Here is a 12,294-nt window from a genome sequence, read left to right on the forward strand (position 1 = left end):
TCACACCGCCCCTTCGGGGGGTCCGTCGAGGATCTGCAGGGGGTCGTCGTAGCGCTGGTGGATGTACGGCAGGAGGGCCTGGGCGCTGACCCGCTCGACGACCCTGCCCTTCTGGTCGGTGGTCTTCTCACCGATGGTGATCTCCACGAGGCGGCGGACGACGAGGTCGGCCACCGGGTCGAACATGGACTCGCGCAGGACGACGTCCCCGGTGACGTGCTCCAGCTTGCGGACCTTCTCGTTGCGCGTGCAGTGGACGAGGACCGGGTCGGAGTCGAAACCCGAACCGTCGACCGCGGGCAGGAACTTGAAGTAGAAGTCCGTCTTCTGCATGGGCTCGGGCAGCGGCAGCGCCCGGTCCACGGCCCCGCGGACCTCCACGAAGGCGATCCCGTGCCGGGCGAGGACCGCCCGCACGACGAGCCCGTCGCGCTCGACGGTGACCTCGCCCAGCTTCTTGGGTTCGCCGAACACCTCGCGGCCGCCGATCAGGGCGCGCTCGTGCGTCATCGGCATGACCAGCGGGTACCAGCCCTCGACCCCGCCGTGTTCCGCGGCGACGGCGACCGAGCCCGCGCCGAGGGGGTAGCCGGGCAGGTCGACCTTGCTGATGTTGGCCCGTACGAGGGGCCGCGCGGTGGGTTTGAGCGGTGGGGGCAGGACCGCCGCGACCACGTCGGGGTCGCTCTCCCAGACGGCGACCACCCCGGTGGACCAGATGTCGGGGAGCTTGGAGCTCTTCTCGCGCGACGCCGCGATCTCGGCCTCGGTTCGCGCTCCGTACCGTACGCGTGCCATGTTTCGCACCACCCTTCGGTCGGTTCTGTAACACAGTTACACTGCCGTCGGTGAAGGGTAAAGACCCCTGCACGAACAAGAACTGACGACTCGACAGACAAGGTGCCGCCGATGACGAGGAGCGCGCTGACCCGTGAGGAGGTGCTGTCGGCCGCCGCGTCCCTCGTCATGCGGGACGGCCCGGCGGCCCTCACCATGCGCGGACTCGCCGCCGCCCTGGGCACGGCGGTGACCTCCATCTACTGGCACGTCGGCAACCGGGAGTCGCTCCTCGACGCGCTCGTGGAGCGGACCGTGCGCGAGGTGGGCGCGATCACCCCGACCGGGGCCACGCCCGCCGCCCGCATCCTGTCGGTGGCCGGGATCCTGCGCCGAGAACTGCGCACCCGGCCGCACCTGGTCGCGATGGTCCACGAACGCGGCCTGACCGACCGGATGTTCCTGCCCGCCCAGCAGGCCCTGGTCCACGAGGTGCACGCCGCCGGACTGCGCGGGGCGCGGGCCGCCGACGCCGTGCGCGTCATCCAGTTCCAGATCGTCGGGTTCCTGCTCGTCGAGCGCAACCGCGAGCGCTCCCCCGCCCAGTCGCCGGCCGAGGGCGAGCTGTGGGACCCGGCGGCCGCGCCCGACGACCCGGCGCTCGCCCGCGCCCTGGCCCGCCCGGCCGACCCCGAGCGACTGTTCCTGCTGTCGGTGCGGGCCCTGACCGAGGCCCTGCTGAAACCGGGCACCGACCAACCCCCCTCCGACGGCCGACCGTCGCACGGATGATCGGTCTGCGGCCGTCCGCGGGCGCGTGACGGGATCGACGGCGCGGGGGCGCCTCCGCGGCGCGCGTCCTTCTCCTTCCTTCACGGAAAGGATCCCGCGCGCACGAAAGGATCCCGCGCGCCCGCTCCCCGCCCCCGACGGCGCCACCGAGTACGTCGACCCGGACCTGGCCGGCGGGTCGCGGGTCTGGCATGCCGATGGTGGTGGACCTGGCCGAGGGCCGCCCGCTGTGGGCGGACGTCCACCTGCCGCCGTCGGGCGGCTTCCAGAGCGTCGCCTCCCGGGGGGGGACCGGCTCGGCGAGGTGGCCCGCGACGTCAGCTAGCACTTCGGGTCGCCACCCGTACGGCCCTGTGGGACCTGGCGGTGTGGCGGGCCGCGGCCCGGACCCGCGAGGTGGCCGTCGTACGCCGGGCGTCGCTGCCCGACCTCGGCGACGAGGTGTATGTACCGGGCGCGACCGGCCGGGGAACCTGCCGCGTTCGCCGCCCGGATCTCCCGCCGGGAGGAACCGGGCGAGCGGCTGTCACGGTCCGACGCCGACGCGGCCGCCGCCGAATCGGCCGCGGGCCGAAGGGTGTTCCTGGCGATGACGCACGCGGGCGCGGCGCCGGCCGGCGCCTCCGGCGCCTCGTACCGGCCGTGCCCGGGGCCGGCCGAAGTGTCGGACTCCTTCGCCCGGGTGAGCGCGGGCGACCTGGTGGCGGAGCTGGGCTGAAAGGGCATCGGGCCACGACTGTCGGTCGGGCCCGATATCCTCTGTGACCATGCTCGCCGACCGTACGACCGCAGAGACGACCTGGCCGACCGCGTACCCACAGGGGTACGCGGTCGTCGACGTGGAGACCACCGGGCTCGCTCGCGACGACCGGATAGTGTCCGCGGCCGTCTACCGGCTCGACGCGCAGGGCAACGTGGAGGACCACTGGTACTCCCTGGTCAACCCGCGCCGGGATCCGGGACCGGTCTGGATCCACGGCCTGACGAGCGCCATGCTCAAGGACGCGCCGCTCTTCGAGGACATCGCCGAGGAGTTCGCCGGCCGGCTCGACGGCCGGGTGCTGGTCGCACACAACGCCATCTTCGACTGGCAGATGATCGCCCGGGAGTACGCGCGGGCCGCGGCGACCGCGCCGGTCCGTCAGCGGCTGTGCACCATCGCCCTGTCGAAGGAGCTGAACCTGCCGCTGCCCAACCACAAGCTGGAGTCCCTCGCCGCGCACTTCGGAGTGGTGCAGCAGCGCGCCCACCACGCGCTGGACGACGCCCGCGTGCTCGCCGAGGCCTTCCGCCCGTCCCTGCACGCGGCCGCCCGTGACGGCGTACGACTGCCGCTGCTGGAGTGCCGTCCGCTGACGGAGTGGTCGGACTCCCCCGCCGCTCCCCGGGTCGGCCACCAGGCCTCGTACGGCGGGGGCAGTTGGCGCGCCTCGCGCAAGCGGCCGCCGTGCCCGCACCCGAACCCGGGCCGGTTCGAGGACGGCAAGCCGCTGAAGCAGGGCATGCGCATCGCCTTCTCCGGCGACACCTCGGTGGACCGGGAGCTGCTGGAGGACCGGGCGGTGGAGGCGGGCCTGCACATCGCGACGAGCGTGTCGCGGCTCACCAGCATGCTCGTGACGAACGACCCCGACTCGGCGACCTCGAAGACGGTCAAGGCCCGGTCGTTCGGCACTCCCGTCGTGGACGAGGCCGCCTTCACCCAGCTCCTGCGGGACGTCGCCCCGGCCGACTGAGAGCGCGGCCGGGCCCCCGCGCCGGCCGTCCGGGGGCTGCTACGCCAGCCGGGTAGAAGTTCCCCGACGACACGAGGACGTCCGCCCGCCCGGGCGGTCCGAGCCTCCACGATGCCGCCATGGCACGTTGCGAAGTATGCGGAAATGACTACGACCTGGCGTTCTACGTGGAGACCCAGGACGGCGCGCGGCACGTCTTCGACTCGTTCTCCTGCGCGATCCACCGGATGGCACCCATCTGCGAGCACTGCCGGGTGCAGATCATCGGCCAGGGCGTCGAGGCGGACGGGCACTGGTACTGCGGAGCGCACTGCGCCCGCGCCGAGGGCAAGGCGGGGATCATCGACAGGGTGGGCAGCGCCGCCGGCGCCATGGGGTGACCCCCGGCGCCGCCCGGCGGCGAGCACGCCCGACCCACCCGCCCCCGTCCTCCTCCCGACCCCGGAAGGCCACCCGGCCGCCGGGGTCGTCGCCGCTGGGGGTACCGTCGTGGACGTGTACCGCTTTGTACTGACCCGGCAGTGGGTGTGCCTCACCCTCGTCGCCCTCGCCCTCATCCCCGCGATGATCAAGCTGGGCTTCTGGCAGTTCCACCGCCATGAGCACCGGGTCGCCCAGAACGAGCTGATCGCACGGAACCTGTACGGGAAGCCCGTGCCGATGACCGGGCTCACCTCGCCGGGCCACACCGTTCCGCGGTCCGACTTCTGGCGTGCCGTCACCGCCACCGGTACCTACGACCCCGCCCACGAGGTGGTGGTGCGGATGCGGACCTCGAACGACGACAAGGTGGGCTTCCACGTCGTGACCCCGCTGGTGCTGGCCGACGGCCGGGCCGTGCTGGTCAACCGGGGCTGGGTGGCGGGCGGCGGCGACGCCCGGGCCTACCCGCCCGTGCCGGCGGCGCCCTCGGGCGAGGTGACGGTGACCGGCAGGCTGAAGGCCGACGAGACGAGCGGTGGCAGCGGCATCAAGGACCGCAAGGGGCTGCCCGACCGCCAGGTGATGCTGATCAACAGCGAGCAGCAGGCCGCGGCCCTGGGCCGGCCCGTACTCGGCGGGTACCTGGAACTCACCGCCCCGGCGCCCGCGGACGGGAGCCCGGAGCCGGTGGGAGAGCCCGACCACGACTCGATCGGCGCGCACATGGCGTACGCCGTCCAGTGGTGGCTGTTCGCGGCGGCCGTGCCGGTCGGCTGGATGGTCCTGGTCCGCCGGGAGCGGCGGGACCGGGAGCAGGCGCAGGCGCAGGCCGCCGCCGCGACGGGGGCCGTGTCCCCGGAGCCCGCTTCGGCGTAGCGTGGCCCGCATGGATCTTGGACTGAAGGACCGTGTCTACATCGTCACCGGAGCCACCCGCGGCCTCGGCTTCGCCTCCGCGAGGGAACTGACCGCCGACGGGGCGAAGGTGGTGGTGACCGGCCGCGACGCGAAGCGGGCGGCGGACGCCGCCGCCGCGCTCGGCCCGAACGCGGTGGGCGTCGTGGCGGACAACGCCGACCCCGCGGTGGCCGCGGAGCTGGTCGCCACCGCGAAGGAACGCTTCGGCCGGTTGGACGGCATCCTCATCAGCGTGGGCGGCCCGGCCCCGGGCCTCGCGGCGGACAACACCGACGAGCAGTGGGCGGCGGCCTTCGAATCGGTTTTCCTGGGCGCGGTGCGGCTGGCGCGGGCCGCCGCGGCCGAGCTGGGCGAGGGCGGGGTCATCGGCTTCGTGCTGTCGGGCTCGGTGCACGAGCCGATCCGCGGCCTGACCATCTCCAACGGCCTGCGGCCGGGCCTGGCCGGCTTCGCCAAGTCCCTGTCGGTCGACCTCGGTCCGCGCGCAATCCGCGTCGTCGGTCTGCTGCCGGCGCGGATCGACACGGACCGGGTGCGCGAACTCGACGCCCTGTCCGGTGACGCGGAGGCCTCTCGGGCGGCCAACGAGTCCCGCATCCCGCTGGGGCGGTACGGCACCCCGGAGGAGTTCGGCCGCACCGCGGCGTTCCTGCTCTCCCCCGCCGCGTCCTACCTGACCGGGGTGATGGTCCCGGTCGACGGCGGCTCCCGGCACGGTTTCTGACCCGACCCGCCCGACGGCCGGCGGGGACGCCCCCGCCGGCCGCTCAGGTCACGCGTTGCGCGTGGTGCGACGACACCCGCAGGCGGGCCTCCGCGGGGAGTTCCGGCAGGCCCGCCGACGCCCGGGCGTGGGTGAGGACCGGCCCCCGCAGCGCCGCCAGCGCGTCGGCCGGCACGGCGTACGGCTCCAGTTCCAGCGCGATCCGCAGGCCCGGGGCGTCCCGCCGGCCGCGCAGGGCGACCCGGCAGCGCGCGACCCCGTCCAGGGCCTCCGCCTCGGCGGCCACCGCCGATTCCAACGCGCGGCCCCGCAGCAGGGCGAAGCCCCCGTCCCCGGTGTCCACTTCCAGGGCCGCGAGGCGGGGGCGTCGCAGTTGCGCCAGCAGCCACCACAGCGCCAGCAGCACGCACAGCCCCAGGACGGCGACCACCGCCCACCACCGCCAGTCGTCCGCGTGCCAGTACCGGTGCCTGTCGCGCTCCGTGAGCAACGGGGCGTACCGGCCGCCGAACGGCCTCGACGCCGTGAGCAGCGTGACCCCGGCCGCCAGCAGCACGAGCCCGACCGCCGCCAGCAGCGTCCGGTTCACCTTCCCGAGCACCGCGCTCACCTCCTGACCCGGACCCGCGGCCGCGGCGGTCGCGCGAGTCCCAGTTCCTCGATGCCGACGGCGAGCACCTCGTCCAGGTCGGCCCGTACGTCGTCCAGTTCGCGGAAGTGCGAGGTGGCTCGGACCCCGACGCGGGAACGGCTCACCTTCACCCGGACCGACCGGACCCCGGCGACTTCCATGGCCCGGTCCCGGAGCACCATCGCGGCCGCCTTCCTGCCGAGCCCGGCCCGCAGCCCGCTCCCGGCGCCCTCGTCGACCTCGGCGTCGGCGTCGGCCCCGGCGCGCCCCGGGTCGGTGTCCGTGCGCATCACCAGCAGTCCGCGCAGCCCCGGGGCCACCGCGAACAGGAGCAGCAGGGCCCCGAGCACCACCATGATCGCGCCGCCGACCAGCACCTCCGTGTCGGCCGGGCTGTGCTGTTCCAGCCATCGGGCGAGTTCCGGGCGCCAGCGCATGCCGGGGCGGTGGGCGCGCACCGAGACGAGGTCGTAGAGGAAGAGCCCGGCGACACCGATGACGGCCAGTGCGGTGAGCGCGGCCGGGATCCGCCGGGTGGACCGGATGCGTCCGGAGGCGCTCACAGCAACCCCCGGTCCCGGCCCGTGGGGGCCGGTCGGGTGTGGGTGGAGTGCAGGCGTTCGATGTCGACGTCCACCTCGGGGACCGTCATCGCGGCGCACTCCTCGATCCGCCGGGCGACCTGACGGCGTACGGCCGCGCACTGGGCGGCGAGGTCGGAGGGGTAGCCGAGTTCCAGACTGACCCGCACCCGTGCGATGTCGTGGTGCACGGTGACCGTCGCGTGCGGGACCGCGCCGGGCGCGGGCGGTCCGTCGGCGAGCGCCTCGCGCGCGGCCTGGGCCGCGATCTTGGCGACGACCCGGTCGGCGATGCGGGTGGCTCCGCGGTCCGCGGCCGGCACTCGGGGCGGTACGGCCCTCGCGGGGCGGGGCGCGTCGGCACCCGGTGGTGTCGGAGGCGACGGGGTCGACGGCTTCGGCGTGTTCACGGGCCGCTCACAGGGGCCGGTCGTCGCGGCCGCGGGGCCGGGAGCGGGGGCGGAACAGGTCGCCCGGGTCCAGGTCCCCGTCGAGGAACCGGCCGACGACGAAACCGACGGCGCCGAGCGCCGCCACCAGGAGGAAGGCCCCGAAGCCGCCGAAGTACCCGGCGAACCCCAGTGCCATGCCGGCCAGCAGGCCGGCGACCGCCATGCTCATGTGTATGGCTCCTCTCGGTTACTGGAGCCGGGATTCCGGTTCTTCGTCTTCCTCGTCGGGCAGTTTGACGTCGCTGACCGCGATGTTGACCTCGACGACCTCCAGGCCGGTCATCCGTTCGACAGCCGAGACGACGTTCTCGCGGACCGCCCGGGCCACGTCGCGGATGGACACGCCGTAGTCGACGACGATCTCCAGGTCGAGGGCCGTCTGGACCTCTCCGACCTCGGCCTTGACGCCACGGCTGACCGAGGCCCGCGTCCCGCCGGGGACCCGGTCGCGCACGGCGCCGAGGGTGCGGGAGATGCCGCCGCCGTTGCCCATGGCGTGGACGCCGATCACCTCGCGGGCGGCCAGTCCGGCGATCTTCTCGACCACCCCGTCGGCGATGGTGGTGCGGCCGCGGTCGGCCGGGGCCTTGGAGGTGCCCCCTGATGCGGATTCGGTCATCGCAGGTCCTTGGCTGGGGAGACGTCTCGGGAACCGGCGGCCCCCGAGGGGCGACGAGCACGTTCGCGTGCCGCCCACTCCCGTCCACGGTAAGCGTGTGCCACCGTCCGCGCGCCTGAAACCACGCCGGTCGGCCCGAACCGGCGATGCCCGCCGACATGCCTGCGGGCATCGCGGCGGGCATGTCGGCGGGCATCGCGGCGGGCTTGCCGGGACGAACCGGGTGGAGGTCGCGGCGGGGGGACGCACCGAGCGGCGGGTCAGTCCGACAGACCCGCCAGGTCGCGCAGTCGGCGGCCCTGCGCGGCGCGCTCGGCGGTGCGCTGGGCGTCGTAGGACCGGGACGTGGCGTCGCGGAGCAGCGCCTTGGTCTCGATGACCGCGTCGCGGGGCGGGGAGAGCAGTGCGGTGGTGAGGTCCTGGACGGCGGCGTCGAGCTCGTCGGCGGGGACGACCAGGTTGGCCAGGCCGACGCGCTCGGCCTCCTCGGCATGCACGAAGCGACCCGTGGCGCAGATCTCCAGCGCCCGGGCGTAGCCGACCAGCGCGGTCAGCGGTTGGGTGCCCCCGAGGTCGGGGACGAGGCCCAGGCTGGTCTCGCGCATGGCGAACTGCACGTCGTCCGCTACCACCCGCAGGTCGCACGCGAGCGCGAGCTGGAAGCCGGCGCCGATCGCATGCCCCTGCACGGCGGCGACGGAGACGATGTCATTGCGTCGCCACCAGGTGAAAGCCTCCTGGTACTTGGCGATGGTGGAGTCGAGCAGGTCATCCGCACCACGTGCCAGATCGAGGAAGGACGGCTCACCCTCGAAACCCTCGGGAGCGAACGCCTGCCGGTCGAGCCCCGCGGAGAAGGACTTGCCCTCGCCGCGCAGGACCACGACCCGGACGGTGCCCGGCAGTGACTGTCCGGCCTCCGCCAAAGCCCGCCAGAGCGCGGGGGACTGGGCGTTTCGCTTGGCCGGATTGGTCAGGGTCACCGTGGCGACCGAGTCGTCGATGGTGAGCCGTACGCCGTCCTTGTCGAGCAGAGCCATCTGGTGCCTCCGATGTGCAGTCGGCCGCATGCTCGGCCTAAGTGACTGCACAGTAACCACCCGATCGACCACAGGGCCGACCGGGGGTCACCGAAGGAACCGTGCGTGGAACAGAATCTTCAACCCATCAAGCATGGAGCCGTCGAGCTTCTCCGGCACCACCCCGGGCCTCCCGGCACGGGGTCAGGCCGCAGCCGCCTTCTTGCCACGTGTCGCGCCACCGCGACCTCGCAGCGTGACTCCGGACTCGCTGAGCATCCGGTGGACGAATCCGTAGGACCGGCCGGTCTCTTCGGCCAGCGCCCGGATACTCGCACCGGAGTCGTACTTCTTCTTCAGGTCTGCCGCGAGCTTGTCGCGCGCGGCGCCGGTTACCCGGCTGCCCTTCTTCAGAGTCTCGGCCACCCGTGCCTCCTCATGGGAAGTGCGCTCTGGACTTCTCATGATCACCCCTCTCCGGCTTCCTGGCCACCCATTCAGCAAGGTCCGTACGACGGCATTTCCCGAAGGGTGGACACCCGAGCAGAACGGAATCTTCTCTTCCGCCGCATGACCTCCGTCACACTCCCCCGTCGCCCGAAGGAATCACCAGGTCAGGGGCCGAAGGAGGAAAACGGAAGACCCCGGTCGCGCATCCTCGGGGATGCGGCCGGGGTCGTCGTACAGCACGCAACGGTACGAGACCGTCTCACTCAGATGATGGATCACGCCTGAGCCGAATGATCCATAAGGAACTGGATCAACCCTTCGGCGCCGGTCAGGCGAGGGCCACCAGGTCCCGGTAGTCCGGACCCCAGAGGTCCTCGACCCCGTCGGGGAGCAGGATGATGCGCTCCGGCTCCAGGGCCTCCACCGCGCCCTCGTCGTGGGTGACGAGGATGACGGCGCCCTTGTAGGTCCGCAGCGCGCCCAGGATCTCCTCGCGGCTGGCCGGGTCGAGGTTGTTCGTGGGCTCGTCGAGGAGCAGGACGTTCGCCGAGGAGACGACCAGGGTCGCCAGGGCCAGTCGGGTCTTCTCGCCGCCGGAGAGCACGCCCGCCGGCTTGTCCACGTCGTCGCCGGAGAACAGGAAGGAGCCGAGCGTCTTGCGCACCGCGACCAGGTCCAGGTCGGGCGCGGAGGAGCGCATGTTCTCCAGCACGGTGCGCTCGGGGTCGAGCGTCTCGTGCTCCTGCGCGTAGTAGCCGAGCTTGAGGCCGTGACCGGGCACGACGGTGCCGGTGTCCGGCTTCTCCGTGCCCGACAGCAGGCGCAGCAGCGTGGTCTTGCCGGCGCCGTTGAGGCCGAGGATGACCACGCGCGAACCCTTGTCGATGGCCAGGTCGACGTCGGTGAAGATCTCCAACGAGCCGTAGGACTTCGACAGGCCCTCGGCCGTCAGCGGGGTCTTGCCGCAGGGCGCCGGGTCCGGGAAGCGCAGCTTGGCGACCTTGTCCGAGACGCGGACGGCGTCCAGGCCGGCCAGCAGCCGGTCGGCGCGCTTGGCCATGTTCTGCGCGGCGACCGTCTTGGTCGCCTTGGCGCGCATCTTGTCGGCCTGCGAGTTCAGGGCCGCGGCCTTCTTCTCGGCGTTCTGGCGCTCGCGCTTGCGGCGCTTCTCGTCGGCCTCGCGCTGCTGCTGGTAGAGCTTCCAGCCCATGTTGTAGACGTCGATCTGGGCGCGGTTGGCGTCCAGGTAGAAGACCTTGTTGACGACGGTCTCGACGAGGTCGACGTCGTGGGAGATCACGATGAAGCCGCCGCGGTAGTTCTTCAGGTAGTCGCGCAGCCAGACGATCGAGTCGGCGTCGAGGTGGTTGGTCGGCTCGTCGAGGAGCAGGGTGTCGGCGTCCGAGAAGAGGATCCGGGCGAGCTCGACGCGGCGGCGCTGACCACCGGAGAGGGTGTGCAGCGGCTGGCCGAGGACCCGGTCGGGCAGACCGAGGGCGGCGGAGATGGTGGCGGCCTCCGCCTCGGCCGCGTAGCCGCCCTTGGTCAGGAACTCGGTCTCCTGGCGCTCGTACTGCTTCATCGCCTTGTCGCGGGTGCCCCCGGAGCCGGAGGCGATGCGCTCCTCGTTGGCGCGCATCTTCTTGATCAGCACGTCGAGTCCGCGCGCGGAGAGGATCCGGTCGCGGGCCAGCACGTCGAGGTCGCCGGTGCGCGGGTCCTGTGGCAGGTAGCCGACCTCACCGGAGCGGGCGATGGCGCCGGCGGCGGGCTGGCCCTCGCCCGCGAGGCACTTGGTGAGGGTGGTCTTGCCCGCTCCGTTGCGGCCGACGAGGCCGATGCGGTCGCCCTTGGCGACGCGGAAGGAAGCGGACTCGATGAGGATGCGGGCGCCGGCACGCAGCTCGATGCCGGTTGCGGTGATCACGGAAATACTCCAGGGCGGTGGGGACGGCGGAAGGGGGGCAGGACGCGCGATGCTTCGACGCCGCTAATCCGCAAGGAGATTTGCCATGCGGACCATTCTACCGGGGGTGCGCAACTACTTTTCGGGGCGCCCGGCGCCGCGGGCCCGCTCCCCCGCCGCGCCGCGCCGTCCCCCGTTCGGCCCACGGGCCGGGCGGGCGTGCCGGGGCGCGTACCAGGATGAACGGGTTGATACTCGCCGCAGGGGCGGATGCGTGGCCCCTTGGCTGCACGAACACAGAGGCGGTGCGGGATGCAGTTCGACGACAACGCCAATCTGGACACGTCCGAGGTGAACGACGTGCGCGGCAGCCGCATCCCCGGCGGGAGGGCCACGATCGGCGGCGGACTCGTCGGCATCATCGCCCTGATCATGGGGTTGCTGTTCGGCGTGGGGCCGGAGCAGCTCGGGCTGTCGTCGGGCAACGAGGAGCCGGCGCCGTCCTCCTCGTCCGTCAACCAGGTGCAACAGAGCTGCCGGACCGGGCAGGACGCCAACACGCGCGAGGACTGCCGGCTGGTCGCCGTGGTGAACAGCACACAGGACTTCTGGCGGCAGGAGTTCCAGCGGCGCGGCGGCCAGTACAGCCCGGCGCAGACGGTGTTCTTCACCGGTCGGGTGGGTACCGCCTGCGGGGCGGCCACCTCGGCGGTCGGGCCCTTCTACTGCCCCGCCGACCGCAAGGTCTACCTCGACCTGGGCTTCTTCGACGACCTGCGGACGAAGTTCGGGGCGAGCGGCGGCCCCTTCGCCCAGGCGTACGTGGTCGCCCACGAGTACGGGCACCACATCCAGAACCTGACCGGCACCCTCCAGCGGGCCCAGGACGGGCAGCAGGGCGCGAACAGCAACGCCGTCAAGGTCGAGCTCCAGGCCGACTGCTACGCGGGGGTCTGGGCGCACAACGCGACGAGGACCCCGGACGAGTCCACGGGACGGCCGCTGATCACCAGCCTGACCGACCAGGACATCCAGGACGGGCTGGACGCGGCGGCGGCGGTCGGCGACGACCGGATCCAGGAGAAGTTCCAGGGCCGCGTGACCCCCGAGTCCTGGACCCACGGCTCGGCCGAGCAGCGCCGGCAGTGGTTCTACCAGGGCTACCGGACGGGCGACATGGCCCAGTGCAACACCTTCCGCTGACCGCCGACGACGCCTGCCATGCTGTGGTGCGGGTCACATCGACGCACCAGCACGTCCACGAGA

General features: G+C 72.7%; 16 protein-coding genes. 7 read left to right on the forward strand and 9 right to left on the reverse strand.

Translation table 11 applies throughout. From position 1 onward, the window contains the following. Window positions 1-798, reverse strand: a complete 798-nt coding sequence (locus ACFVS6_RS12000; protein WP_389703014.1) for an acetoacetate decarboxylase family protein — start codon at window positions 796-798, stop codon at window positions 1-3. A gap of 111 nt (window positions 799-909) precedes the next feature. Here ACFVS6_RS12000 and ACFVS6_RS12005 point away from each other — a divergent pair, with 111 nt between their 5' ends. The 6 genes from ACFVS6_RS12005 (at window position 910) to ACFVS6_RS12030 (ending at window position 5,370) form a co-directional block, all read left to right on the forward strand. Then, on the forward strand, window positions 910-1,569 hold the full coding sequence (locus ACFVS6_RS12005; RefSeq protein ID WP_389703016.1) for a TetR/AcrR family transcriptional regulator: 660 nt from the start codon (window positions 910-912) through the stop codon (window positions 1,567-1,569). A 445-nt stretch (window positions 1,570-2,014) separates the two neighbouring features. Then, entirely contained in the window at window positions 2,015-2,287 is a 273-nt protein-coding gene (locus tag ACFVS6_RS12010) for a hypothetical protein (RefSeq protein WP_389703018.1), read from the forward strand. Window positions 2,288-2,336: 49 nt separating this feature from the next. After that, window positions 2,337-3,305 carry a DEDDh family exonuclease gene (locus tag ACFVS6_RS12015; RefSeq protein ID WP_389703019.1) on the forward strand — a complete coding sequence of 323 codons (969 nt, stop codon included), beginning with the start codon at window positions 2,337-2,339 and terminating at the stop codon, window positions 3,303-3,305. A gap of 119 nt (window positions 3,306-3,424) precedes the next feature. Next, entirely contained in the window at window positions 3,425-3,685 is a 261-nt protein-coding gene (locus tag ACFVS6_RS12020) for a hypothetical protein (protein ID WP_281210320.1), read from the forward strand. A gap of 115 nt (window positions 3,686-3,800) precedes the next feature. Continuing rightward, a complete protein-coding gene (locus ACFVS6_RS12025; protein ID WP_389703021.1) occupies window positions 3,801-4,604 on the forward strand; it encodes an SURF1 family protein in 804 nt (267 codons plus the stop codon). A 10-nt stretch (window positions 4,605-4,614) separates the two neighbouring features. After that, complete coding sequence (locus ACFVS6_RS12030) at window positions 4,615-5,370, forward strand: SDR family oxidoreductase (protein WP_389703022.1); 756 nt, start codon at window positions 4,615-4,617, stop codon at window positions 5,368-5,370. A 43-nt stretch (window positions 5,371-5,413) separates the two neighbouring features. On the opposite strand, the gene amaP is transcribed toward ACFVS6_RS12030, so the two are convergent. From amaP to ACFVS6_RS12070, 8 genes are all read right to left on the reverse strand, one after another. Beyond that, window positions 5,414-5,971 (reverse strand): alkaline shock response membrane anchor protein AmaP, encoded by a 558-nt coding sequence (amaP, locus tag ACFVS6_RS12035; RefSeq protein ID WP_389703023.1) that lies wholly within the window; start codon window positions 5,969-5,971, stop codon window positions 5,414-5,416. A gap of 5 nt (window positions 5,972-5,976) precedes the next feature. Further along, window positions 5,977-6,564 (reverse strand): DUF6286 domain-containing protein, encoded by a 588-nt coding sequence (locus ACFVS6_RS12040; protein WP_389703025.1) that lies wholly within the window; start codon window positions 6,562-6,564, stop codon window positions 5,977-5,979. Then, a complete protein-coding gene (locus tag ACFVS6_RS12045) occupies window positions 6,561-6,905 on the reverse strand; it encodes a hypothetical protein (RefSeq protein WP_389703246.1) in 345 nt (114 codons plus the stop codon). The genes ACFVS6_RS12040 and ACFVS6_RS12045 overlap by 4 nt, the downstream gene beginning before the upstream one ends. 94 nt (window positions 6,906-6,999) lie before the next feature. Then, window positions 7,000-7,203, reverse strand: coding sequence for a hypothetical protein (locus tag ACFVS6_RS12050; protein ID WP_281210326.1), 204 nt, complete (start codon window positions 7,201-7,203; stop codon window positions 7,000-7,002). A gap of 18 nt (window positions 7,204-7,221) precedes the next feature. Continuing rightward, on the reverse strand, window positions 7,222-7,653 hold the full coding sequence (locus ACFVS6_RS12055; RefSeq protein WP_389703027.1) for an Asp23/Gls24 family envelope stress response protein: 432 nt from the start codon (window positions 7,651-7,653) through the stop codon (window positions 7,222-7,224). A gap of 260 nt (window positions 7,654-7,913) precedes the next feature. Continuing rightward, window positions 7,914-8,693, reverse strand: coding sequence for an enoyl-CoA hydratase/isomerase family protein (locus ACFVS6_RS12060; protein ID WP_389703029.1), 780 nt, complete (start codon window positions 8,691-8,693; stop codon window positions 7,914-7,916). 183 nt (window positions 8,694-8,876) lie between these two features. Next, the gene (locus ACFVS6_RS12065) at window positions 8,877-9,098 is read right to left on the reverse strand and encodes a helix-turn-helix domain-containing protein (RefSeq protein ID WP_007263382.1); all 222 of its coding nucleotides are present in this window, start codon (window positions 9,096-9,098) and stop codon (window positions 8,877-8,879) included. Between the two features lie 352 nt (window positions 9,099-9,450). Next, window positions 9,451-11,049 (reverse strand): ABC-F family ATP-binding cassette domain-containing protein, encoded by a 1,599-nt coding sequence (locus ACFVS6_RS12070; protein ID WP_385580514.1) that lies wholly within the window; start codon window positions 11,047-11,049, stop codon window positions 9,451-9,453. 291 nt (window positions 11,050-11,340) lie between these two features. Between ACFVS6_RS12070 and ACFVS6_RS12075 the strand changes: the two genes are divergently transcribed. Next, on the forward strand, window positions 11,341-12,231 hold the full coding sequence (locus ACFVS6_RS12075; protein ID WP_389703031.1) for a neutral zinc metallopeptidase: 891 nt from the start codon (window positions 11,341-11,343) through the stop codon (window positions 12,229-12,231). Window positions 12,232-12,294: the final 63 nt, after the last annotated feature.

Source organism: Streptomyces sp. NPDC057939, assembly GCF_042887545.1.
Classification (GTDB): domain Bacteria; phylum Actinomycetota; class Actinomycetes; order Streptomycetales; family Streptomycetaceae; genus Streptomyces.